Source organism: Ruegeria sp. CDSC045 (genome assembly GCF_059610725.1).
In genome coordinates this window covers 1-23,381 of sequence record NZ_JBXWOE010000006.1, presented here as the reverse complement: position 1 = coordinate 23,381, position 23,381 = coordinate 1, and the positions used below count along the sequence as shown (strand labels likewise).

Genomic DNA, 23,381 nt, shown 5'->3' with positions numbered 1-23,381 from the left:
CCCACGGCCGTAGTCATTCCCTGAAAATTAGCCTGATCGGCTTCAGGACTCTGTCCAGCCGCAGGTCACGCAAAGGAAATGGCTCATGGCTGTTCATTCGACATATTCCGCTTCGCGCGGACTCAACGACGACGCCCTATTGAACACAAAAGAGGCGGCGAAGTATCTGAACCTGCAACCCTGCACACTCGAAAAGTGGCGGAGTCAGAAACGCGGACCCAAGGCAATTCGCCTCGGAACAAAGGCGATCAGGTACCGCAAATCGGCGCTTGACACCTTCATTCAAGGAGGTGGTCATGACTGATTTCCAAAAATGCACATCTAACCTAATGCAGTTTGTTCACGCGATTGCAGAACTTGGTCGCACAGACGCTTACGCGGCCTATCAAAACAGTGGGTCGATCAAATACCGCAAGATCATTGCGACGATTGACGAGTCTGTTGTCCTTGCGCACCTAAACAATCGCGCGCCGATAGCATGTTACTTCGTCGTGGGTGACGAAACCCGGTGTGCCGTCCTCGACTTCGACGACCATGACAAAAATCTCGACTGGTCGGAAATGATCAAAGCGGCAGAACCCATCGTCAACGACCTACAAGAAAAGGGTATGCATGTGCTTCTGTGCCGTTCCGGTGGTGGGGCCGGGCTACACGCCTGGGTCTTCTGGGCCGCCCCTCAAAAGGCATATGATGTACGTGCTTACCTTAAGGAAGTCGTGGCACACCATGGTTTCTCAGACGGTGCCCGTGGCGTGCAATCCAAGCAAGTTGAAATCTTCCCGAAAAATGACCGCATCAAAGAAGGGGGTTACGGCAATGCCGTAGCTCTCCCCTTTGCGCGCGCGTCTGTTCCTCTCGACACAGAATTTCACCCTACGGCGCTTGAAGACTTCGAGCCGCCTATGCTGAGCGAATTCTTCTCCCCACCGGTGCCAGAAGCCAAGGCCAATGTGCCAACTAGAAATCGTGCATCAGAAAGCCCAAGCAATAGTTCGCACCAGAGTGATAGCAGTATCACGCTTCTAGAGGACGCGCTCTTGAGCATCCCCGCGGACGACTACGATATCTGGATCAAGGTCGGCTTGACTCTGAAAACCGTACATAGGGAAGCTGGATATTCGGTCTGGCTTTCCTGGTCGCGTTCATCAGCAAAATTTGAGGGTGATGACGAATGCCAGGATCGCTGGGAAACACTTGAGCCAGACGGCTCGCTAAGCCTCGGCACCATTTACCATATGGCGAAAGAGAATGGCTGGAATCGCCCAGTTGATCCGATCATCGAGGACATGAATGTCAATTACGCAATCTTTACGCACGGTCAGAAGACAACGATCATCGTCAAAAAGCCCGAAGATGACGGCAACTCGGTGATATCGCTTCTGGGCAAGCGACCGTTTGAAGATCGCCTGGCTGCACAAAAGCACTTTGTAGTAAATAGCGATGGTAGCCAAAGTCCCATGCCTCTCTCGAAATATTGGCTGGGACACAAAGATGCTGATCACATATATCGCCTCGACTTTGATCCAGCGAACCCGCCAGGAAAAAACGGTACGGCATGGAACGTCTGGTCGGGATTTGCCGTGAAACCGGCTCCTGGCGACTGGAGCCTGCTAGAGGAGCATATCCGGGATAACATTACTGGTGGTGACACCGAGATTGCCGAATGGATGCTGAACTGGTTCGCGCTGGGCGTGCAGCGGCCTGGACTTGTAATAGGTACCGCGCCGGTGTTCCTCGGTCTGCCCGGGGTGGGAAAAGGCGTTCTGGCCCATGCGTACGGTAGCCTGTGGGGGCGCCATTTCACGACGATTACGCATTCGGCACACGTGAAGGGACGCTTCAACAATCACCTCTTCGGGAAGCGCTGCGTCTTCATAGATGAGGGCATCTTTTCGGGTGATCGAACTGATTCCGGGGTCATAAAGACCCGGCTGACTGAACCGTTCGTCGTACTTGAGCAAAAGGGCATCGATCCAGTTCAGGTTCGAAACCACATGATCTTCTTGGTGGCCTCGAATGAGGATGCAGCCGTACCCGCCGACCTAGCAGATCGGCGTTGGCAAGTGCTTGAGGTCGCCGACACACAACGCGATAACAAGACCTACTTCAAGGATATTGCGGTTCAGTTCGAAGGCGGCGGGCGCGAGGCTTTCCTTCACGATCTTTTGCAACGGGATATCTCGAAGGGGCCAGATCCGCGCAAAACGATCAAAACAGCTGGGCTCTTTGAGCAAACGGTACGTGCTGGAGGCCCTGTGCTACGGTACATGTTTGAGGTCTTGGATGAGGGTGTCCTGCCCCAACCGAACGCACCCGGAAACGCCCCAGGAGTTTCGACTATTGGCGCTCTCTATGGGGACATGTGCGCTCGGGATCGGCGTGGCGCATATATTCCGGTTACCACGTTCGGAAAGAATCGGAATCGCATGATTCCTTCTGTCAAAACCGTGCCAAGTGGCACATACCTTGTTCATGGTCCTGGTGGGCCTAAGAAGACGCGTTCCACCCGGTATAGTTTTCCGGAACTAAACAAGGCGCGCCGCGAATTTGAGCTCTACGCCGGGCAGCGGGTTCCATGGTCCAACAATCTGGATGAGTGGCAGGAATCACCGGAACAAGATGGGCGCTGGGAGCAAGAAACACCGTTCTAGTGGCTGATATGGGGGAGCTAGGTAATACAGGTGGTAGCGCATCTTGTTGCTTCTGGTTCCCCCAACCCAAATTTTAAAAAACCTATACAACCCATACTTCCCAGTTCCACAACTTGGGCCAATCGATCGGGGTGAGGCGCCTATCCGCGCGCATTGCCTGTGCTTGCGGGCCCGTTAGCTTTTGAGGCTTTCCAGCCATCGTTCGATTTCCAGAAATTCTTCTGAATCATCATGTTCTGACTCTAGTTCCGCCAATTCCTCACGTGCATTCTCCAATGTTCTGCCAACTTCAACGCCGTCGCGTCCATATTTTCGATTTTCCAACCAGGTCAGCAGTTTCGTCCGGCGCTGATCGGTAAACGCCTCGGGCGCATTCACAAACACGAGCCGCCGCGCCAGTTCGCGGTATCTGTCGTCCTCAAAGGATTCGGCTATCGCCGCACGTTCCGGCCACTCCGACTTGTGGAACGACTGCATTTGGTTTTCGTCAGCGCGGCTAGGGAAGCCCTCATACATCCGCAGCTCGACGATCTGGGCAGGCTCGAAGGGCGGGTAGCGCTGTTCCATCGCCCTGCCTACCCGTGCAGCAAATTGGCCGTCAGCGGACACCACAGCGGCCCGGCGGACGATCTCGGCCATGGGCAGGCCAATGGTGGCTGGAAGGTCAGGCGCTAATGCTATGTCGACCACGGCTGGCATTTTGTTCGAATAGATGGTGCGAAGCGCCCGGTCGGGCCCCTTCGTTTCTTCAACTAATTCATTGTCGCCCAAGTTCAGAACTTCCGCAGGGTCTCGACGCAGATCAAACACAGCCTGCATGGTTGGGTTCTTAGGGTGATGACCGCAGCCGATAACGGCACGAATGGATGGTACCCCCATGTGATACTCGACGATGCAATTGGGTTCACCAGTGCCCAGGCGACTAGCGACCTCGCTCTTGTCCACCAGCGGCAGCAAGGAATTCCAAATAGAAGGCGCGCGGTCACGGATCAGCCGCGCAATGTAAATAGTGGCCTCCACATCTGCCAAAGCGTCATGGGCGTTTTCATGGGCAAAACCGTTAGCGGGTGCCAGGGTATCGAGGCGTAGGGTCGGCTTGCCCTTGGCACTGATAGGTACTGCCATAGCATTGGGGGCCAGTACCGCTGTGGCCTGGGCCAAGCGCAGTACATCTGCACGTTGGTTGCCGTTGGTATTGGTCAGGTAAACCGGCTGAAGCGTTTGGTAGAAGGCCTGGCGAAGCAAGGGCTCGTCGAAAGAGAGGGTGTTGTACCCGGTGAAGATCGCAGGAGACCACGCGCGCAGCTTCTCTGCGATCTGCAGCATCATTTTGTAGTGCGACGGCAAGTTGGGGTCGGTCAGCATTGCCGGTGTGACACGCGTGGCAAGCAGAGCACCAGGTGCTGGTATCACATGAGGAAGAATGCGGCAGCGGGTTTCGAAGCGGTCGAGTTCGTTCAGGTCCTGATCCGTTCGGATCGCAGCGAACTGAAGAATCTGGTCGAACGTCGTGTCCGTGCCGGTGGTTTCTGTGTCGTAGAAAACGAAGTTCATGAAATCAATCTAGCTGATGGATACAAGCAGACACATCTAAATAACTGTACTAACGAAAAGGGCGTATAGCGAACCGTCACTTTGTCCGTGAGGGCACCGCAGCAATCGGCATAAACAGCCATTGCGATGTTCCGTATCGCCACATTTGTGCTGCGCTGCGTTCAATCAACTGGTACCTTTATAAAAAACAAGAGGAAATCTCGACTTGAGTAGTGAGATCGCAAGCCAGGGCAGTCTATTTACTTCCGACTTTTTAACCGAATCCATTAAGGACGTTTCGGAGTGGAACGCACTTGGTGATGTTGATCTTGACCAGTTTGCCGAGAGCATACGAGGTCAATTCGACCGCTTCCCAATTTCCCAAACACCGAATGAAAGCCAGACAGAAGACGATCTGATCTGGCCTATCCTCGATGCGCTTGGCTGGACGGAATCCCTTCGCCAGCAAAACTTGTCACCAAAGGGCCGCGAAGACGTGCCCGATGGGCTACTCTTCGAGAGCGCCGAAACGAAGGCTAACGCGAACGGCTTCCCCGAAGAATGGAGGCGCTATGAGTTCGGCCGCGCTGTGGTCGAATCAAAAAGATGGGCCCGCCCACTCGATCGCCGCTCCGGCCGGCGCGGGGAGGAAACCGCCCCATCAACCCAGATGCTCCGCTACTTGCGCCGCATCGACGATATCACCAATGGCGCACTACGTTGGGGCATTCTGACTAACGGCTCGAAGTGGCGGCTGTATTTTTCAGGTGCACGATCGGTATCCGAGCAGTTCTTCGAGCTCGACATCGCCGCGATCCTGGACTTGCCAGGGCACAATGACGGGCTTTTTGCGCTCAATGAGGCTGATCGCCGCCACTGGCTGAAGGTCTTCTACCTTGTGTTTTGCCGCGAGGCATTCGTGCCTTCGGGTGCTGATCCGCGCACCTTCCATGAAAAAGCCCTCGAAGAAGGCAAGTTCTACGAAGAGCGCGTTGCCGAAGACCTCTCAAACAAGGTTTTCGGGGAGGTGTTCCCCGATCTGGTGCGCGCCATCGTCAAGTCCGCGCCCGAGGTTGATCTTCAAGAGGTGCGCGAAGCCGCACTGATCTTGCTCTATCGCCTCTTGTTCATCCTCTATGCCGAAGACCGCGACCTCTTGCCGGTCAAGGACACACGCTATGACGATTATGGGCTGCGCAACAAGGTGCGCCTTGATGTCAAAGAACGCAAAGACAATAACGACGTCTTCTCGGATACGGCCGCGCGCTATTGGGGAGCGATGGCCGACCTATTCCTGGCGATCGATCAAGGCGACGCGTCGATAGGATTGCCGCCCTACAATGGCGGTCTGTTTGACCAGGAGCGCCATGCGATCCTGGACAATATCCGCATCCCCGATGCGGTCATGGCGCGTGTGATCGACGCACTTTCCTTTGAGGTGACGCCGGAGGGGCGCAAATATATCAACTACCGCAACCTCTCGGTGCAGCAGCTTGGTTCGATCTATGAGCGGCTCCTCGAATACGAGGTGACGCGCGACGGCGAAGATATCACCGTTCAGCCCAACATCTTCGCGCGCAAAGGGTCGGGCAGCTATTATACGCCCGATGACTTGGTGCAGCTCATCCTCACAGAGACCCTTGAGCCGCTTGTTGAAGAGCGAAAACGTGCGTTCAAAGACAAGATCGAAGAGCTAGGGCAAGGGGATCTGCCAGATCATCGCAAGATCGGGCAGCTTAAGCGCCTCGATCCCGCGACCGCGCTTCTTGACCTCAAAATTTGTGACCCGGCTATGGGCTCCGGCCATTTTCTCGTAAGTCTGGTGGACTTCATGGCCGATCAGGTGATTGCAGCCATGGCAGAGGCCGAGCTCGATGTGCCCGAGGAATGGGGAGACTATATTTCTCCGCTTGGCGAGAGGATCGATACGATCCGCAACACCATCCTAGCCAACGCTGACGAACGGAACTGGACAATCGACGAGGAGCAACTCGACGACCGGCACATCATTCGCCGAATGGTCCTAAAGCGCTGCATCTACGGCGTCGATAAGAACCCGATGGCAGTCGAACTCGCGAAGGTAGCTCTGTGGCTCCACACCTTCACCGTGGGTGCACCACTGTCTTTCCTGGATCACCACTTGCGGTGCGGGGACAGCCTTTTTGGATCATGGGTCAAGAGCGGTATCGACAAGGCCGCGACATACGGCACACCGCTCCTTCTGCACGAGCCCATGAGACGAGCGCTTCGGGCAGCCTCAAAGATGCAGATCGTCGAAGGGCTGACAGACGCTGAGATCGCCGAGGCGCATCGTTCGGCCGACGTGTTTGCCGAGGTGCAGGAGATGACGGCGCCCCTCGACGCTCTATTGAAATTTATCCACGCGCTGGAATGGATCGGCGTCAAAGACAAGGCAGGAAAAGCTGCGTTGAAGGTCTTTTTCGACGGGCAGTTTGGTGATCCTTTGGCCATTGCCATGGGCAAACGCGATCCCCGGATCAAACGTGATGCCGACCAACGGTTTGCTGAAATACTCGAAGAAGCGCGAACTTTGATTGCCGAAGAAAACTTCCTCAATTGGCAAGTCGCTTTCCCTGGAATCTGGTCTGATTGGGAAGATGACCTGCTGAATGGTGGGTTCGACGCAATTGTCGGCAACCCACCTTGGGACAGGATCAAGCTTCAGCAAGTCGAGTGGTTCGCCGCCCGCCGTCCGGAGATAGCAAGGGTTCAACGGGCCTCCGACCGGAAAGTTCTGATCGCCGATCTGCAGAAAGCTGGCGACCCGCTCGCATCGGAGTTCGAGAAAGCGAATGCCCGCGCAGAAACGACCAGCCGGATGGCGAGAAAGGGAGGAGATTACCCTCTCCTTTCCGGTGGCGACACGAATTTCAACTCATTGTTTGTCGAAAGGGCGCGAAAGATAATCGCCCCTGGCGGCATCGTCGGGCTGCTGATCCCATCTGGCATCGCCACAGAAACCAGCTCGCAGGAGTTTTTTTCGCAGCTGATAGAAGGGCATGCCGCGTCTTGCTATTTCGACTTCTTCAACAAGCGGGCCTCCGGACCTCTCTTTTTCCCAGACGTCTACTACCGCTTCAAGTTCAGCGTCCTTGTCTTCTCAGGAGGGGACAAGACTTTCGACCAATGCCGCTTTGCCACTTTTGTTCGGGACATCGCCGAACTGAAGGACCCCCGCAAAGTGTTCAGTATGGGTGTCGATCACTTCAAACACGTCAATCCGAACTCGAAGACCGCACCGGTTTATCGAGCTACCCGGGACCGGGAAATCTCGACTGAGATCTATGACAGGTTTCCCGTGCTCGTAGATCGCTCGTCGGGCGATGAAGTCAAAGCCTGGCCAGTCCAGTACGCCACTCTCTATCACATGGCCAACTCTTCGGACCAATTTCGGACTGCCAAGGAGCTACAGGAAAAGGAAGGCGCTTGGCCAGAAAGCGGCGGTGTTTGGGGCAGCTCACAAGGAACGTGGGTGCCCCTTTACGAAGGCAAGATGGTCCAAGCGTTCGATCATCGCGCGTCCGGCATCACGACCGTTGATGCAAATCTCCACCGCAGTGGCCAAGGAGCGGCGACCACGGAAGAGCAACGGCGTGACCCGAACCACGTGATTGCGCCTCGCTATTTTGTGCTCAATCCCGGCGATCTGCGCGTTGAGTTGGCGATCAAGGATGTCACATCCACGACGAATGCCCGGTCCCTGATTTCCTGCATCATCCCGCCGTTCGGCGCCGGACACACCCTCCCAATACTGCGGATCGAAATCGAAGACGAAAAAGAACGTGCAGAAGCCCAAGCCATACTGGCGGCATCGCTTAACAGCACCATGGTCGACTTCGTTGCCAGGACCAAGATCCTGAGCAACCACGCAAGCTGGTACATACTGGAACAGCTTCCGATAATCCCACCTGCAGATTTTCAATCGACACGATTTGGCAGAAAGTCCGCGTCGCAGATCGTATGTGAAACCGTATTGGAGCTGACCTACACCTCCCACGATATTGCCCCGTTTGCGCGCGAGCTGGGCCACATCGATGATGCAGGGGTGGTCCGCCCACCGTTTGGCTGGGACGAAAGCAGACGTGCAATGCTGCGTGCCAAGCTCGACGCACTGTTCTTCATTCTATACGGCCTCACCGATCGTGACGATGTCCGCTATGTCTTCTCGACCTTCCCAATCGTTGAACGACTAGAGGAAGACGCCTTCGGTGAGTTTCGAAGCCGCGAGCTTTGTCTTGCCTGGATGAACGCGCTCGCTGCCGGAAATCCCGACGCGGAGATCAGATTGTGAGCGAAGAAGAGAAAATCATCGAGAGGATTGCAACAGTAGCCCAAGGCTGCCTTCAGCAACACCCAGTCGTCATCTTGGGCAGCGGGGCATCGGTTGTTCATGGTCTACGAGGCATGGGCGATCTGGCCCAGTATCTTCGAGATCGCATCAAGCCTGACGAAGGCGAAGAAACCGATGCTTGGGTTCTAATCAGAGCCGCTTTAGCCAACGATGATGGCCTAGAAGAAGCTCTTCTGAAAACTGCTGCACCGCTAAGTCTTGTCGAAAAGATTGTAGCGCTTACTTGGCAGGCCATTGCTGAAGATGACATTGCTTTGATGGGGCGGGCTGCACGTGGGCAGGAGCATTTTAGCCTCTCTGATTTACTTCAGGGAATGTTCAAGAGCACTCACATGGTCACAAATATTGTAACCCCAAATTATGACCGTGTGGCTGAGTATGCCTCTGACTTAGCGGGATACGTTCACGCGACAGGTTTTGCACCAGGGATCATTCAAAACCGTGAGGGCGGCAATCCCGTATCTGTTCGACGAGGCGCGCATGCGGCAAGAACGGTCAGAATATGGAAGGTTCATGGTTCGTTGGATTGGTTCGTCGACAATCGTGGTCGCGTCGTATCTTTACCGATTTCTGAACAGCTGCCAGAGGATTTTGAACCGCTGATCGTGACGCCAGGTGTCAGTAAATATGAGCGAACACACGACGAGCCTTTTCGGTCTGCCATCCAAGGAGCAGACAGAGCACTGGATCAAGCGGAATCCTTCCTCTGTGTAGGATACGGTTTTCGTGATCGGCATATTCAGCCGAAAATCGTTGAAAAGTGCAGACAACGGAATGTCCCAATCGTGATATTGGCTCGTACACTAACGGATGAAGCCAAAGGGTTCCTCGCTGATAGTGCAGGGCAGGCATACATGGCGCTAGAGAGGGACGGCGACGGAACTCGTGTGTTTCTGCCGGAGCACCCCGAAGGAATGAGCATCGCTCAGCCTGATCTTTGGTCGTTTGATAGTTTTAACAAGATGGCTTTGTGAGGTTTTTGGGTGGCAATTTTTGACTATGATGATGGTGAAGCTTTAGGGAAGATTATTGCCGTGGATACGGCGGTAGTCGTTGTGAGAGTTGATGAACTTGAGCGCCTAAAGCGAGTTCAGGTTAATCGATTGGTCGCGCTTCAGAGTAGCAAAGCAGGGCAACACTTGGTCGGGGTGGTGTCGAGGATCACACGCAAAGTACCCGAAATCACGCCAGAAGAATCAAAGGACGATACAGACGAAGTCATTGATTTACCTGAGAACAATTTGGTGCGTGTTTCATTGATTGGCACCTTGATTGACAAGCAGGGGTTGCTGGAAAACATCTTTCGAAGAACACTTGAAACTGTGCCAGAAATTGACGCGAACTGCTTTGCCTTAGAAGGTAAACGTCTGACAGACTTCATGCAGGTCATCTCTAATGTAACGGGTGATGGGCCGCAGCTTGAGCTTGGGAAATACACCCTCGACGAGGATGCAACAGCATTTCTGAATGGAAACCGGCTATTTCAGCGTCATGTCGTAATCGTTGGCAGCACTGGATCGGGCAAGTCGTACACGACAGCACGCATGCTGGACCAAGTAGCCAACCTGAATCAGGCCAATGCCATATTGTTTGATATTCATGGCGAATATAGGACGCTCGATGGCGAGGAATTTCGACACTTGCGCGTTGCTGGCCCGGGCGATCTTGATCAAGATCAAGGGCTTGATGACGGTGTTCTCTACCTACCCTATTGGCTTCTTGGATATGAAGCCATGGTTTCTCTATTTGTTGATCGTTCTGATCAGAACGCACCCAACCAAGCAATGGTGATGGCCAACAGCATTACGGACGCGAAGCGTAAGTATCTTACTGACGGAAATCACGCAGAAGTTTTGGCCAATTTCACAATTGATAGCCCAGTTCCATTTCCACTCGGCGAAGTTCTGGAGCGCTTAAAATTCCTTGATACAGAACGCGTGGAAGGTGCAAAGGCAAATACAACGAAAGCCGGCGATTTTAATGGTAAATTGAGCCGCTTGGTTGCCCGTTTTGAGGCAAAGCATCTAGATCGTCGTCTTGGCTTTCTTTTTCAACCGCACGCAGAATGCATGGATATGGAATGGCTGCCAAGACTGGCCCGCGCACTGACTGCAAGCCGAGGAATACAGGCTGGCAACTGCGGCGGTATCAAGATTATTGATTTTTCGGAAGTTCCCTCTGACATCCTGCCATTGATGGTGAGCCTTCTTGCAAGGCTGGTTTTTAACATTACCCAATGGACCCCTGTGGAGAAGCGTCACCCTGTTGCTTTGTTCTGCGATGAGGCGCATCTCTACATTCCTGAACGAGCGGGACGCGACGGAGTTGACGATATCTCCGTGGGCATTTTTGAGCGCCTTGCCAAAGAAGGCCGGAAATATGGTGTTGGGCTCGTGGTTATTAGTCAGCGTCCGTCGGAGGTGAACAGGACAGTCTTGAGCCAGTGCAACAACGTGGTCGCTATGCGGTTGACGAATGGTGATGACCAGAGCGTTATCCGACGACTATTGCCAGATAGTCTAGGCGGGTTTGGGGACCTGTTGCCCGTTCTCGATGTCGGTGAAGCTCTAGTTGTTGGTGATGCGAGTCTTTTGCCGACCAGAGTCCGAGTAGGAGAGCCTAGATACAAACCAAACAGTGCAACCATCGACTTTTGGGACCGCTGGGCAGGAGAGGAGCCAGAGTCTGATATTGCGGCGGCTGTACTGTCCTGGCGACGACAGAGTGCTAGGTAAAGTCAGAGACCGTCTACAGTTCGAGTAACCAAAGCTAATCACGACAGGATGATTTAGATGTCCCAAGAAATCATAATTTATTGAATTAGTTGAAAAAATGGTGCCTCAAGAGGGACTCGAACCCCCGACCTTGTCCTTACGAAGGACCTGCTCTACCAGCTGAGCTATTGAGGCAAGCGAGGCTCGTTTAAACCCTTGTGCGGGTGCTTGCAAGCGGTGAAACCCCGGGTTTCATGACCTCAGAAGCACCTGTTTCCGCATTTTGTTATCACCGTTCATTGAGGGTCCGGCGCGCACTGGAAATAGGAACCGGGTTGACTGCAGTTATATATTTCTATATTTCATGAAATATGGAAATTATAGCAACAGAACAACTGGCGACTTTGGGTCACCCGCAACGGCTGTCGGTGTTTCGCATGTTGATGCGACGCTTTCCCGACACCGTCCCGGCGGGCGAGCTTGCCTCGGGGCTGGGGATCAAGCCCAACACGCTGTCGAACTATCTGAACGCGCTGCGCCATGCGGGGCTGGTTCGGCAGGATCGCTCTGGCACCTCTTTGCTCTACTCGATCGAGATGAAGAATGTGCAACACATGCTGGATTACCTTCTGAACGATTGCTGCCGTGGACGTCCGGAAATCTGCCTCCCGTCCGGCAAAACCAGCGACAGGCCAGCGGGCCGGAAGTATAATGTTCTGTTCCTGTGCGTCGGCAATTCCGCCCGTTCGATCTTTGCCGAATCTATCCTGCGCACGCTGGCGGATGAGCGTTTCACCGCATATTCTGCGGGCACACACCCCTCATCCGGGCTCAGCCCCATAGCGGTGAAGGTCCTGAAGGACAAAGGGCATGATGTATCCACCCTGCGCTCGAAACATATGTCAGAATTTGCCGCCCCCGACGCGCCCGAGATGGATTTCGTCTTTACCGTCTGCAATCAGGCCGCGAACGAAGATTGCCCGGCCTGGGATGGGCAGCCGATCAGCGGACATTGGGGGGTGGTCGACCCGGTCAAGGCAACCGGCACCAAGGCCGAGAAGAGCCTGGCCTTCCAGAACGCCTATGGTGCGCTGAGGCGTCGGATTGAGGCCTTTGCCGCTCTGCCGGTCGAAAGCCTCGACCGGATCGCCTTGCAATCTGCCGTCGATGATATCGCCCGAACACCCGATGAGGACACATTATGACTACCTTCGCCGTGAATGGCCTTGGCCGGATGGGCAAGCTGGCCCTGAAACCCCTGTTGGAGAAAGGCGCGAAGATCGCCTGGATCAATGACGGGGTCGGTGATCCGGAAATGCATGCGCATCTGCTGGAATTCGACACGGTTCATGGCCGTTGGGATGCCGATTTTGACTATGACAAAGACAGCGTCACCATAGAGGGTATGCGCTTGCCGTTTGTCGGTACCCGCGACCTGAACGCGCTGCCACTGGATGGGGTCGACGTGGTGATTGACTGCACTGGCGCCTTCAAAACCGAGACCAAGCTGGCGCCATATTTTGATGCAGGCGTCAGGAAGGTTGTCGTCTCGGCACCGGTCAAGGATGGCCCGACCGCCAATATCGTGATGGGCGTGAACGAAGGCACATATGATCCGAGCGCGCATCACATCGTGACGGCTGCCTCTTGCACCACCAACTGCCTGGCGCCGGTGGTCAAGGTGATCCACGAAAATCTGGGCGTTCGGCACGGGTCGATGACCACGATCCATGATGTGACGAATACGCAGACCATCGTGGACCGACCCGCCAAAGACCTGCGCCGCGCGCGCTCGGCTCTGAATTCGCTGATCCCAACCACCACCGGCTCGGCCACGGCAATCACCTTGATCTACCCCGAGCTGACAGGCCGGTTGAACGGCCACGCGGTCCGGGTGCCGCTGCTGAATGCCTCGCTGACCGATTGCGTGTTAGAAGTGGAGCGGGAAACAACCGTCGAAGAGGTCAACGCGTTTTTCAAAGAAGCCGCCGATGGAGATTTGAAGGGTATTCTGGGTTATGAGACCCGCCCTCTGGTCTCGACAGACTATACCAATGACCCGCGCTCCTCGATCATCGATGCCCCGTCGACCATGGTGGTGAATGGCACACAGGTGAAGATCTACGCCTGGTATGACAATGAGATGGGATACGCGCACCGTCTGGTCGACGTCGCCCTGATGGTCGGAGCAGCCCTGTGACCCAGAAGCCCGAAGGGTTGTCCGCCTATATCGCGGTCACGGCGGCCTATTGGGCATTCATGCTGACCGACGGCGCACTCCGTATGCTGGTGCTGCTGCATTTTCATACGATGGGCTTCTCTCCGGTCCAGCTGGCTTATCTGTTTGTACTGTATGAAATCGCCGGCATCGGCACCAATCTGGCGGCGGGCTGGCTAGCGGCTCGGTTTGGGTTGACCTCGACACTCTATGCGGGGCTTGGCCTGCAGGTGGGGGCGCTGCTGTTGCTGACTCAACTAGACCCTAATTGGGCAATTCCTGCCAAAGTGGCCTTTGTCATGATCGTTCAGGGTGCCAGCGGCGTGGCCAAGGATCTGGCCAAGATGTCATCGAAATCCGCTGTGAAACTGCTGGCTCCGACCGAGGATGGTGGCCTGTTTCGTTGGGTGGCCCTTCTGACGGGGTCCAAGAATGCCGTAAAGGGGTTGGGCTTTTTGCTGGGCGCAGGTCTGTTGGCAACGTTTGGCTTTAACTGGGCTGTCCTGGCCATGGCCAGCGTTCTGGGCGTCATCTTGATTTCGGTGATTTTGTTCATGCCGCCGGGCCTGCCCAAAGGGCGTAAAGGCGCAAAATTCTCTGAGGTTTTTTCGAAATCCCCCAATATCAACTGGCTGTGCCTGTCCCGCATGTTTCTGTTTGGCGCGCGCGATGTGTGGTTTGTGGTCGGGATTCCGATCTATTTCTATGCGGTATTGTCCGACGGGTCCGAAACCGGGAACCGAGCGGCCTTTTTCATGATCGGGACATTCATGGCGGCCTGGATCATCCTATACGGCGCAGTTCAGGCCAGCGCCCCAAAGATCCTGCGCGCCTCTGACCGGTCCGAGCCCCAATTAATCCGCGCCGCACGCGATTGGGCCGTAACCCTGTTCTGCGTGCCTGCCGCCCTGACCGTCGCTGTGGCTTTGTCCTCGGGGCCCGCCACTTGGCTGACCATTACGCTGGTGATCGGCTTGCTGATCTTTGGAGTGATCTTTGCCGTGAACTCCTCGCTGCACTCCTATCTGATCCTGTCCTTTTCTCAGGCCGAGCGGGTCACGATGGATGTCGGTTTCTATTACATGGCCAACGCGGCCGGCCGATTGCTGGGCACAGTGCTGTCTGGCCTCACTTACCAGATCGGTGGTTTGGCAATGGTTCTGGGAACAGCCGCAACAATGGTCGCTCTGTCCGCGATGGCCTCGGGCAGGATGCAGGACCGTTTGGCGGTGGGTTAGCATTCTCACCAAGCTTGCTCGCGAATGCGGCATGGACGTCATTATATTTGCGGATGAATTCTGTGACGGGACAAGTGGAATTAGCCCCTACATGTTACGCTATCCGGTAGAAACGCTTTGTTGGCGATGCCGCAGGGCATTTCAGCGGATCCAATTTGTTGTTTCAAAATCTCAGTGGCACACTCGGGAAGCGCGCAAAGCCACGCGTTCGAAAGCTCACTGAAGCAAAAGACTATTTTGATTGGTACCCAAGCAATAAGGCTTGCAGTGGTTCGTGGCCGACCGCTCAGTCTTAACAATCCGATATCACTGCCCAGAGGCATTTGACCTGGAAAGCCACTACTCGAGTTGCATGAGGTCCGAGCATCAGCATTCCTTGGTCGGGTAGAAGTTAATGTCACACCACCGTGGCTATTCTGCAGCGTTCGAAACCGTCGCTTCTGCGTACATTCCCTTCACACGTTCCTTTGTTGGATCGAAATGCGGGAATGGCACGATCTTGGCTTTCAACCGCTTTTGTTGGCCGTCCAGCTGCCCGATTTCGATGTCCGCTCCAACGATGGCATGGGTAACCGAAATCCGACCCAAAGCGATGACCTTGCCGAGGATGGGTGATTTCATCGCGCTGGTAATCTCTCCGACCTGCGCTTTCCCAACGCGCACGCAGTCACCGGGTGAGGGGACAGTACCCCCTTCGATCTCAAATCCAACCAGTTTGCGGTGTGGGTGGGCCTTGCGCTCCTCTATCGCCGCCCGCCCGATGAAGTCGTCGGTCTTTGATTTCAGCGGCACAGTAAAGCCGATGCCGGCCTCGAACGGATCGGTCTGATCGTCGAATTCTGACCCGGCAAAGATCAGACCGCCCTCGATCCGCAACATGTCCAATGCGGCCAGGCCCAGAGGCGCAATGCCATACTCTTGGCCCACCTCCCAGACACGATCAAAGATTTCGACGGCATCCTTGGGATGGCAGAAGATTTCATATCCCAGCTCGCCGGAATAGCCCGTCCGGGAGATCACAACAGATGTCCCCTGCACATTATCAACCCGCGCGACCGAAAGCCGGAACCACGGCAGTTCGTCGATCGTCGGTTGCTGAGGCGGGGTCCAGAAGATTTTCGAAAGGATTTCGCGGCTATGCCGTCCCTGAACCGCAATGTTGTGCAATTGATCAGTTGAATTGCGCACCCAGACATTCATATTGCGTTTGAGGGCCTGTTCCTGCAGCCACAATCCGCTGGTATCATTCCCGCCGATCCAGCGGAAATTCGTCTCACCCAAACGATAGACGGTGCCATCGTCGATCATGCCGCCGTGCTCATAGCACATAGCCGTATAGACGACCTGACCAACGCTCAGCTTTTTCATGTTGCGGGTCACGCAAAGCTGCATCAGTTCCTCGGCGTCAGGTCCCACGACTTCGTATTTGCGCAGCGGGCTGAGGTCCATGACAGCAACCTTGTCCCGGCAAGCCCAATATTCGGCAATCGCGCCATGATTGGTCATCGTGTTGGGCAGCCAATAGCCGTTATATTCGACGAAATCACGGGTGTGCCGTGCAAAGCAGTCGTGAAACGCAGTTTTCTTGGTTTCTTCCACATCCGCCTCCGCAGATTTTCTATAGCCGTAGGATCTTTTGAAATCCTCGGTCGCCTTGTAAGTTCGCACCTGAATATCGGTTGGATTCCAGCCATTTGCTGGATCAATGTCGCAGGGACAGCCGGTGCTGACGCAGACCAGATCGGTCAGGGCGCGCAGCAGGACGAAGTCACCGGGTCGCGACCACGGATCGTCCATGCCAATGGCGTTGGTGTCATCCAGCATCGTGTTGAAAAAGAAGTTGATCGCTGGCCAGCCACCGCGCGGCTTGATGCCATATTGGTCCAGATCCTTGTTGATATTGTCCGAACAATTCACATGGCCGGGATAGCCAAGGTCTTCGTAATATCGCGCCGTACAGGCCAGACCGAACGTGTCATGGCGCCCACAGGTATCTTGAACGATTTCGATCAGAGGCTCTTGATCTACTGACCAGTACTTTGAGAAAATCCCGGGTTGAGGATACAAGCTGCCCATCAGGCTGCGTGTTGTTGTCGGGTCGATTTCACGCTCGATCCCCTGATCCAGTGCGCGGCGGCTGAATGCCTGAAAATCGGAACACTCTCGGCCACGAATATCGACGATCTGGATGAATTCACCGGCCTTCACTTCGTATGAGTGCGCATTTCCCGGCTGAATATTGAAATCCTTAAGCGGATCGGCCAGCGGATCGGGTGGTCCGACATCGGGCTTTTCCAATCCGGGCGCTGAGCGCTGGATGTACAAGATGATATCCGTAGGAGGGTTGTTGTCCTCGGGGCGCATAGCCTTGCCTGGTGCAGCGACAATCAAAAGACCATCGCTTTCCGCCACGAAATGCACCATGTCGCCCGGGCGTGAACCGCCAGCGAATGCCCGGATTGCGTCACCTTTTCCGATGTCGAAGCCCGCGATTTCCAATGCACGCAGAACTTTTTTGCCAGATGCTGATCCATTTGCGAGGGTTGTGATCAAACCTTCGGGCCGTCCATGCCCCTGTGTGCCCAGCATGGCTGCATCGGAGCTTCGGTCAGGGGAAAAGAAGACCATCTCAGCCGGTTGCATCCCATCGCGATCCAGCAGCGTGATGGTATCGCCTTTGGACACCGGTACCGCGCGCGACCCCATTCCGGGGATCGGGTGGCGTTCCGTTCCATGCGGCAGGATCGGAAGGCCGGGGACCAGAACCCCGCTGCGTTCGAATGGAACTTCGAAGGCCGGCTTCACATTCATAGTGTGTTTTCCTGAATGGCTTCGGTTGCACCGCGATGGGTGACCACCAAGAGGCATCCCGCCTCGGTTCGCGAATAGTGGCTGAACCCGGCAGCAAGGCTGACAAAATCGCCGCTGCGATATCGAAACCCGTCGTGGTCGGTCAGATCGCCCTCAAGCACAAAGAACTCTTCCGGCCCGTAATGGACATGAGGGTTCGAACGTGTGCCTGGCGCCATCTTCATCAGATAGCTGCCTTGTCCGGTTTCTTCATCGAAACTGATATTCTTCCACCAGACCTGCGCATCGGGCAGGCCGTCCATCCGCATCCGGACAAATCCGGGGTCATCGAAGCGGATAACGGTGCGTGCGCTCTGTTGTTGTGCCATCTTAGTCGAGCCCCAACCGCTTTTTGCGCTGATCAGCCCAGCTGCTGATCGCCATGTCGAAGGTAAGCGCCATCAGCGAGACATTCATGCCGAGCACAAAGTTCTTGCCCAGTTCGGTACCTGCCAGAGTTCGTTGAAGTTCCTGCCCCAGATCCTGCGTTCCAATGAAGGCCGCGATAATGACCATGAAGAAGGCGAACATGATGGCTTGATTAAACCCGACCGCCATAGTTGGCAGCGCCAGAGGGAACTGAACCGACATAAGTTTTTGCCGGCGGGTCGAGCCGGACATATCTGCTGCCTCGGTCATTTCCGGCGGCACGTTGCTGAGGCCAATAATGGTGTACCGGATCAGCGGGACGGCGGCGAAGATCAGAATCGAGAACACAACCGCGACATCATTGACCCCGAACAACATGATCGCAGGGATCAAGTAAATGAAGCTGGGGAAGGTTTGCGCAGTGTCGCAAGCCAGCAAAATGCTCTTGGACCAACGCGCGGACCGCGCTGCGACAACGCCCAGGGGGATACCGATCATGGTTGCCAGCGCAACGGCCGAGATCACGGTATACAAAGTGATAACCGACCGATCCCACCAGCCCGAGAACGCGACAATCGTAAAGAAGACTGCTGCGTAGATGCCGGGCTTTCGGCCACCAACCCAATAAGCAAAGGAAACAACCAGAAGGATGAACGCGGGAGTTGGAATGGCGAGTAGCGTATTCCGGAATGGAATCAGAACCTTGACGTTCAGAAACCAGCGCAACCATTCGGTTGTCCCTTTGATCATGTCGATGGCCAGGAACGACTTGATAACCACGTCGATTTCCTTGCCCTGGCTTAGATGCTGCTTGCGGCCAATTTCGGCCAGGATCGGGAAGACCTGAGACAGCAGAGTGAACCCAACAAACAGACCCAGTGCGACCAGCGAAATCTGGTGGCGCTTCCACCATGGGGTGCCGCGTTCGAAGTGCACTGGCTGTTTGACGACCCAGGCCTTTGACATCCGATCCAACGTGACAGCCAGAAGGACGATGGTTACGCCAATCTCGAAAGAACGGCCCAGCTTGAAACTACCCATCATCGCCAGCAGTTTCGCGCCAAGACCGGGCATTCCGATAAAGGCGGTCAGAACAACCATCGCAAGACACAACATGATCACCTGATTGACGCCGACCAGAACCTCGGTCCGCGCGGCTGGAACGTAGACGTGGCGCAACATCTGCCATTTGGTACATCCAGACATCTGGCCTGCTTCGATCACTTCGGGGCTGACTTTTTTCAAGCCCAGAGTGGTCATCAGGATCATCGGCGGGATGGCAAAAGTAATTGTTGCGACGGCCCCAGCTGTCGGTCCGACCTTAAAAAAGATCACTGCTGGCAAGAGATACGTAAAGAAGGGCAGGGTTTGCAGCACGGACAGCATGGGTTTCAGCATCCGCTCGAACCAGCGGTATTTCCAGGCGGCGATGCCCAGTATCAAGCCCAAAAGAAACGCCAGCGGTGCGGCAACCACGATGACAGACATCGTCTGCATGGCGATCTTCCACTGCCCGATTGCGGCCGTCCAGATGAAGGTTCCCGCGCCTAATGCGGCCAGACGCCAACCACCTACGGCGTAGCCGACGACGGCTGCCACTGCGGCGATTGCGGACCATGGGATCGGGCCTAGATTGGGCCAACGGCGCTTGCCTTCCAGAAGGTTCGCTGACGTATCCAGCAGGAACTCAAGCGGACCTTCGGCGATAAATCGTGTGACATAGATCAGGCCAAGATCATTTTGGATAAAGTAGAAGACTGCATCCAGAACCTGCGCCGTCGGCGGAATCGCGGCTTCGGGGATGCGGTTTAGCCATTCGGGCAGAACTCCGACAGCTTTGGCAACGATCAGCACGAAGGCGGCGGCCAGCAGTGTAGTCAGGACTCTGGTTTTTCCCCACGTCCCGTCTGAAGTGTCCGGTACTTCGGTGGACAGCGCCGCCATCATTCAGCTCCAAGCAGAACATTCAATGCGGCGTCACGTTCCAAAACACCGGTGACAACGCCTTTGTCATCCGCCACCGGCAAAAGAATGCGGTTATCGTTGACAAGAACTCGCGCCAGCTCGTGAATGGTTGATCCACCATTGATTGGTGCGCCCTCCAAGGCATGACCGTTCACAGGTTTTGCCAGGCCTTTGGCATGTACGACCCGGGCCTTGTCGACATCTTCGGTAAACTTGGCCACGTACTCGGTGGCAGGGTTCATCACAATCTTGTCGGGGGTGTCACATTGTTCGACCGCGCCGTTGCGCATGATTGCAATCCGGTCTGCCAGACGTAGTGCTTCGTCAAAATCATGCGTGATGAAAACGATGGTTTTGCTCAGCATCTCTTGCAATCGCAGGAATTCATCCTGCATTTCGCGGCGGATCAGTGGATCAAGCGCCGAGAATGGCTCGTCCAGAAACCAGATATCGGGTTCAATGGCGAGCGACCGGGCGATTCCCACTCTTTGCTGTTGGCCGCCACTCAATTCCCGTGGGAAGTATTCTTCCCGACCTTCAAGGCCCACCAACTTGATGACTTCCAGCGCGCGTTCGCGCCGATCATGACGATCTTGTCCGCGCATTTCCAACGGAAAGGCCACGTTGTCCAAAACCGTGCGATGTGGCAGCAGTCCGAAAGACTGAAACACCATGCCCATCTTGTTTCGGCGCAATTCAATCAGATCGCGCTCGCTCAGGCTCATGATGTCCTGACCTTCAACCTCAATCGTTCCGCCTGTAATGTCGTGCAGGCGCGAGAAGCAACGTACCAGCGTCGACTTGCCTGACCCTGACAAACCCATGATGACCAGCATTTCGCCACGGCCAACCTCAATCGAGACATCCTTGACACCGGCGATATACCCATCTGCACGGATTTCATCAAAACCGCGGCCAGCGGGCATGGACTTCAGGTAGCTCTCTGGCGAGTGCCCAAACAGTTTCCATACATTTTTGGCTGAGATGACAGGCGCTGTGGCGGACATGGCTGCCTAACTTTCTTGTTGAGCGCGGCCTTGCATCGATCAGATGGTCAAGGCCGCGCCAGTTTCGGTGGATGTAGCCGGGATTATGAGCTGCAGGAACTGATCCAAGGATCGACGACAGCGCGGTTGGCGTCCAGCCATTCTTCGGCGGCTTCTTCCGGTTCAAGCTCATCAGTATCGACCAGCTTCGCCATCTCGGCAATCTGCGGATTGGTGAAAGAAATCTCTGTCAGGGCGCAATACGCGGCCGGCCATTTGTCTTTCATACCATCCCAGGCTGCCTTTTTCAGGTAACCTTTGGCGGGGTTGCCGCAATCATACAACGCATTCGGGTTAGGACCCTTGGCTGGGTCTTTGTCGCATCCGTCTTCCCATGCTGGGAACTCAACGAACTCACCAGGCCAGACGGCTTCGGCAAAGTTTGGCGTCCAGTTAAAAACCAGTACCGGCGTTTTGTCGGCCTCAGCCGCGCCAATCTCGGCCCAAAGGGCTGCGGCGGAACCCGCATTGATCACGGTAAAGTTCAGATCAAGTGCTTCGGCGCGTTCTTTACCGTGCTTCAACCAGTCAACTGGACCATCCAGATACCGACCCTTGTCGCCGGTTTCGGCTGTCGCGAACAGGTGTGCGCAGTCGTTCAATGCATTCCAATCTGGCAGGCCCGGGCAGGATTCCTTGGTCCACATGGGATACCACCAATCCTCACGTGTAACGGCGTCATGATCGCCTGCGTCATGCAGGCCACCTTTTTCCAATGCCGCCCTGTAGGACGCGCCAAACGCGCCTTCCCAGACTTCCATCTCCAACGCCACATCGCCCAGGCGCACCGATTCATAGACCGCCTGGCTGTCGGTGGTGACGTATTCGACGTTGTTGCCCATCTCTTCAAAGATCAGGCCGACAACGTTCGACATCACGATCTGGCTGGACCAATTGTGAATTGGGATCACGATCGGGTCGCTGCTGTCTTCTGCAGTCGCCCCTGTTCCCGCTACTGCTGCCAAAGTTGCAGCAGAAAGGAGGTTTGTAAGTTTCATGTTTGCTCCCTGAGTGATGTTCATTTTTTAGGTTGTGGACTCTTCCGGCCCCGAATTTGTGCATTCTGCGCAGAATCGCCCCAGACGCAGAACAGAAATTTGAGGGTCTTTGGCTATAAATTCTTGAGGCTAACCCGACTTTTTGCTATCTTAACAATTAGTTGCCTGATCGATTGCCAGCAGATGAGGCCAAATGTTTTTCGATCGCTATAACGTCCAGTTCGGGAATCCGCTCTGAAATGCCAAAGAAAACTTCAGTCACAGGGAAAGTCCTTCCACCGCTCGACTATTTGTTGGCGTTTGAAGCTGCCGCAAAGGCGCAGAGCTTTGCGCAGGCCAGTAAGGTTCTGAACATCTCTGAAACGGCGATCAGCCGCAAAGTGCGGTTGCTAGAGCAACACTATGATGTGCCGTTGTTTGTGCGAGGGCACCGATCTGTTTCGCTTACCCAACAAGGGGCCATCCTGCTGGCAACCGTGGAGAAGTCGCTGGACCTGATGCGGGATGTCAGCCGGGATATGCTGGCCAAACATCAGGCCAACACGGTATCGATCTCCGCCACCAACTCTGTCGCTTCTCTTTGGCTGATGCCGCAACTTCGCAAGTTCAACAAATCAAATGGCCGCATCCGTATTTCGCTGGTCTCTTCTGACAGCGACGCAGAGTGCCTGTCGGATTCGATGGACTTGACGATCCTGCGTGGAGATGGCGATTGGCCGGGATACGAGGCACAGCTTTTGTTCGGAGAAACCGTATTTCCGGTCTGCAGCCCAGAGTATCTCAAGAGCAACCCCAAGGCGGCAGATATATCTGCGCTGCCGGAACTGGACCTTATTGAAGTGGCCAGTGGCCATGCAGAGTGGATGACATGGCGCACTTGGTTCAGTGGCAATGGGGTATCGACCTCCTCGATGGAACAGGCAGTGGAGTTCAATACCTATCCATTGTCAGTGCAGGCAGCTGTCGATGGACTGGGAATTGCATTGGGTTGGGCCCATCTTGTTGATCCTTTGCTTGAAAGCGGCACTTTGGTCAGACCGGTTCAGGGCGCATCAGTGCGAACACAGTCCGGATACTACCTGTTAAAAAGGCCTCTTCACAAAGCTTTCCCAGAGCAGCGCATCGTTGAAGATTGGTTGCTTGGTCTCAGCGCGGGTCGGAAAAGATACGCCTGATCGCTGTGGCCAGCCTCTGTTTCCTAATGATGAATCGAGTAGCACTTTCAGGGAGTGTTAAACTCGCATATTGACCCTAGGGAATAAATATTTACTTTAAAGAAAAATATATGCGAATCTGGTTCGGCTCCTTGCCGTTCTGGTTGGAACACTATTGGCCTATTTTATGCAGGGAGACCGAAACCCAATGAGCTATAAATCTGACATCGAAATTGCGCGTGAGGCGAAGAAGAAGCCGATTCAGGAGATTGG

At 55.0% G+C, this 23,381-nt stretch carries 15 protein-coding genes and 1 tRNA gene; 9 read left to right on the top strand and 7 right to left on the bottom strand.

Going from position 1 to position 23,381, the window contains the following annotated elements:
* Positions 1–85 precede the first annotated feature (85 nt).
* A complete protein-coding gene (locus AC2FH6_RS11890; protein ID WP_480854708.1) occupies positions 86–304 on the top strand; it encodes a helix-turn-helix transcriptional regulator in 219 nt (72 codons plus the stop codon).
* Positions 297–2,651, top strand: coding sequence for a DUF5906 domain-containing protein (locus tag AC2FH6_RS11885; protein ID WP_496702746.1), 2,355 nt, complete (start codon positions 297–299; stop codon positions 2,649–2,651). Before AC2FH6_RS11890 ends, AC2FH6_RS11885 begins: the two co-directional genes overlap by 8 nt.
* A 174-nt stretch (positions 2,652–2,825) precedes the next feature.
* Here AC2FH6_RS11885 and AC2FH6_RS11880 read toward each other — a convergent pair whose 3' ends face one another.
* Positions 2,826–4,205 (bottom strand): exonuclease domain-containing protein, encoded by a 1,380-nt coding sequence (locus tag AC2FH6_RS11880; protein ID WP_496702744.1) that lies wholly within the window; start codon positions 4,203–4,205, stop codon positions 2,826–2,828.
* A gap of 205 nt (positions 4,206–4,410) precedes the next feature.
* On the opposite strand from AC2FH6_RS11880, the gene AC2FH6_RS11875 reads away from it, so the two are divergent.
* The 3 genes from AC2FH6_RS11875 to AC2FH6_RS11865 are packed head-to-tail and all read left to right on the top strand — an operon-like array spanning position 4,411 to position 11,291.
* Complete coding sequence (locus AC2FH6_RS11875; RefSeq protein ID WP_496702743.1) at positions 4,411–8,496, top strand: Eco57I restriction-modification methylase domain-containing protein; 4,086 nt, start codon at positions 4,411–4,413, stop codon at positions 8,494–8,496.
* On the top strand, positions 8,493–9,530 hold the full coding sequence (locus AC2FH6_RS11870) for an SIR2 family protein (RefSeq protein WP_496702742.1): 1,038 nt from the start codon (positions 8,493–8,495) through the stop codon (positions 9,528–9,530). The genes AC2FH6_RS11875 and AC2FH6_RS11870 overlap by 4 nt, the downstream gene beginning before the upstream one ends.
* Positions 9,531–9,539: 9 nt before the next feature.
* Entirely contained in the window at positions 9,540–11,291 is a 1,752-nt protein-coding gene (locus tag AC2FH6_RS11865; protein WP_496702740.1) for an ATP-binding protein, read from the top strand.
* 98 nt (positions 11,292–11,389) lie between these two features.
* Here the strand turns inward: AC2FH6_RS11865 and AC2FH6_RS11860 are convergent.
* A tRNA-Thr gene (locus tag AC2FH6_RS11860) sits at positions 11,390–11,465 on the bottom strand.
* Positions 11,466–11,641: 176 nt separating this feature from the next.
* Here AC2FH6_RS11860 and AC2FH6_RS11855 point away from each other — a divergent pair.
* The 3 genes from AC2FH6_RS11855 to arsJ are packed head-to-tail and all read left to right on the top strand — an operon-like array spanning position 11,642 to position 14,726.
* On the top strand, positions 11,642–12,475 hold the full coding sequence (locus AC2FH6_RS11855) for an arsenate reductase/protein-tyrosine-phosphatase family protein (protein ID WP_496702739.1): 834 nt from the start codon (positions 11,642–11,644) through the stop codon (positions 12,473–12,475).
* Entirely contained in the window at positions 12,472–13,470 is a 999-nt protein-coding gene (locus AC2FH6_RS11850) for an ArsJ-associated glyceraldehyde-3-phosphate dehydrogenase (RefSeq protein WP_496702738.1), read from the top strand. The genes AC2FH6_RS11855 and AC2FH6_RS11850 overlap by 4 nt, the downstream gene beginning before the upstream one ends.
* Positions 13,467–14,726, top strand: a complete 1,260-nt coding sequence (arsJ, locus tag AC2FH6_RS11845; RefSeq protein WP_496702736.1) for an organoarsenical effux MFS transporter ArsJ — start codon at positions 13,467–13,469, stop codon at positions 14,724–14,726. Before AC2FH6_RS11850 ends, arsJ begins: the two co-directional genes overlap by 4 nt.
* 411 nt (positions 14,727–15,137) lie before the next feature.
* Here the strand turns inward: arsJ and AC2FH6_RS11840 are convergent, their stop codons facing one another.
* The 5 genes from AC2FH6_RS11840 to AC2FH6_RS11820 all read right to left on the bottom strand — a co-directional run bounded on the left by AC2FH6_RS11840 (position 15,138) and on the right by AC2FH6_RS11820 (position 21,954).
* Complete coding sequence (locus AC2FH6_RS11840) at positions 15,138–17,537, bottom strand: trimethylamine N-oxide demethylase (protein WP_496702735.1); 2,400 nt, start codon at positions 17,535–17,537, stop codon at positions 15,138–15,140.
* On the bottom strand, positions 17,534–17,905 hold the full coding sequence (locus AC2FH6_RS11835) for a cupin domain-containing protein (RefSeq protein WP_142640214.1): 372 nt from the start codon (positions 17,903–17,905) through the stop codon (positions 17,534–17,536). Before AC2FH6_RS11835 ends, AC2FH6_RS11840 begins: the two co-directional genes overlap by 4 nt.
* 1 nt (position 17,906) lies before the next feature.
* Positions 17,907–19,889: an ABC transporter permease gene (locus AC2FH6_RS11830; RefSeq protein ID WP_271951749.1), complete on the bottom strand. Its 1,983-nt coding sequence runs from the start codon at positions 19,887–19,889 to the stop codon at positions 17,907–17,909.
* Positions 19,889–20,917, bottom strand: a complete 1,029-nt coding sequence (locus tag AC2FH6_RS11825) for a quaternary amine ABC transporter ATP-binding protein (RefSeq protein ID WP_496702734.1) — start codon at positions 20,915–20,917, stop codon at positions 19,889–19,891. Before AC2FH6_RS11825 ends, AC2FH6_RS11830 begins: the two co-directional genes overlap by 1 nt.
* Before the next feature lie 83 nt (positions 20,918–21,000).
* Complete coding sequence (locus tag AC2FH6_RS11820) at positions 21,001–21,954, bottom strand: ABC transporter substrate-binding protein (protein ID WP_271951752.1); 954 nt, start codon at positions 21,952–21,954, stop codon at positions 21,001–21,003.
* A 239-nt stretch (positions 21,955–22,193) separates the two neighbouring features.
* On the opposite strand from AC2FH6_RS11820, the gene AC2FH6_RS11815 reads away from it, so the two are divergent.
* Positions 22,194–23,129 (top strand): LysR substrate-binding domain-containing protein, encoded by a 936-nt coding sequence (locus AC2FH6_RS11815; protein WP_142640206.1) that lies wholly within the window; start codon positions 22,194–22,196, stop codon positions 23,127–23,129.
* Positions 23,130–23,381: the final 252 nt, after the last annotated feature.

Bases quoted from the DNA above. Each gene is read 5' to 3' on its own strand.
- AC2FH6_RS11890 (WP_480854708.1), top strand. From the start codon at position 86: ATGGCTGTTCATTCGACATATTCCGCTTCGCGCGGACTCAACGACGAC.
- AC2FH6_RS11885 (WP_496702746.1), top strand. From the start codon at position 297: ATGACTGATTTCCAAAAATGCACATCTAACCTAATGCAGTTTGTTCAC.
- AC2FH6_RS11880 (WP_496702744.1), bottom strand. From the start codon at position 4,205: ATGAACTTCGTTTTCTACGACACAGAAACCACCGGCACGGACACGACG.
- AC2FH6_RS11855 (WP_496702739.1), top strand. From the start codon at position 11,642: ATGGAAATTATAGCAACAGAACAACTGGCGACTTTGGGTCACCCGCAA.
- AC2FH6_RS11850 (WP_496702738.1), top strand. From the start codon at position 12,472: ATGACTACCTTCGCCGTGAATGGCCTTGGCCGGATGGGCAAGCTGGCC.
- AC2FH6_RS11840 (WP_496702735.1), bottom strand. From the start codon at position 17,537: ATGAATGTGAAGCCGGCCTTCGAAGTTCCATTCGAACGCAGCGGGGTT.
- AC2FH6_RS11835 (WP_142640214.1), bottom strand. From the start codon at position 17,905: ATGGCACAACAACAGAGCGCACGCACCGTTATCCGCTTCGATGACCCC.
- AC2FH6_RS11830 (WP_271951749.1), bottom strand. From the start codon at position 19,889: ATGGCGGCGCTGTCCACCGAAGTACCGGACACTTCAGACGGGACGTGG.
- AC2FH6_RS11825 (WP_496702734.1), bottom strand. From the start codon at position 20,917: ATGTCCGCCACAGCGCCTGTCATCTCAGCCAAAAATGTATGGAAACTG.
- AC2FH6_RS11820 (WP_271951752.1), bottom strand. From the start codon at position 21,954: ATGAAACTTACAAACCTCCTTTCTGCTGCAACTTTGGCAGCAGTAGCG.
- AC2FH6_RS11815 (WP_142640206.1), top strand. From the start codon at position 22,194: ATGCCAAAGAAAACTTCAGTCACAGGGAAAGTCCTTCCACCGCTCGAC.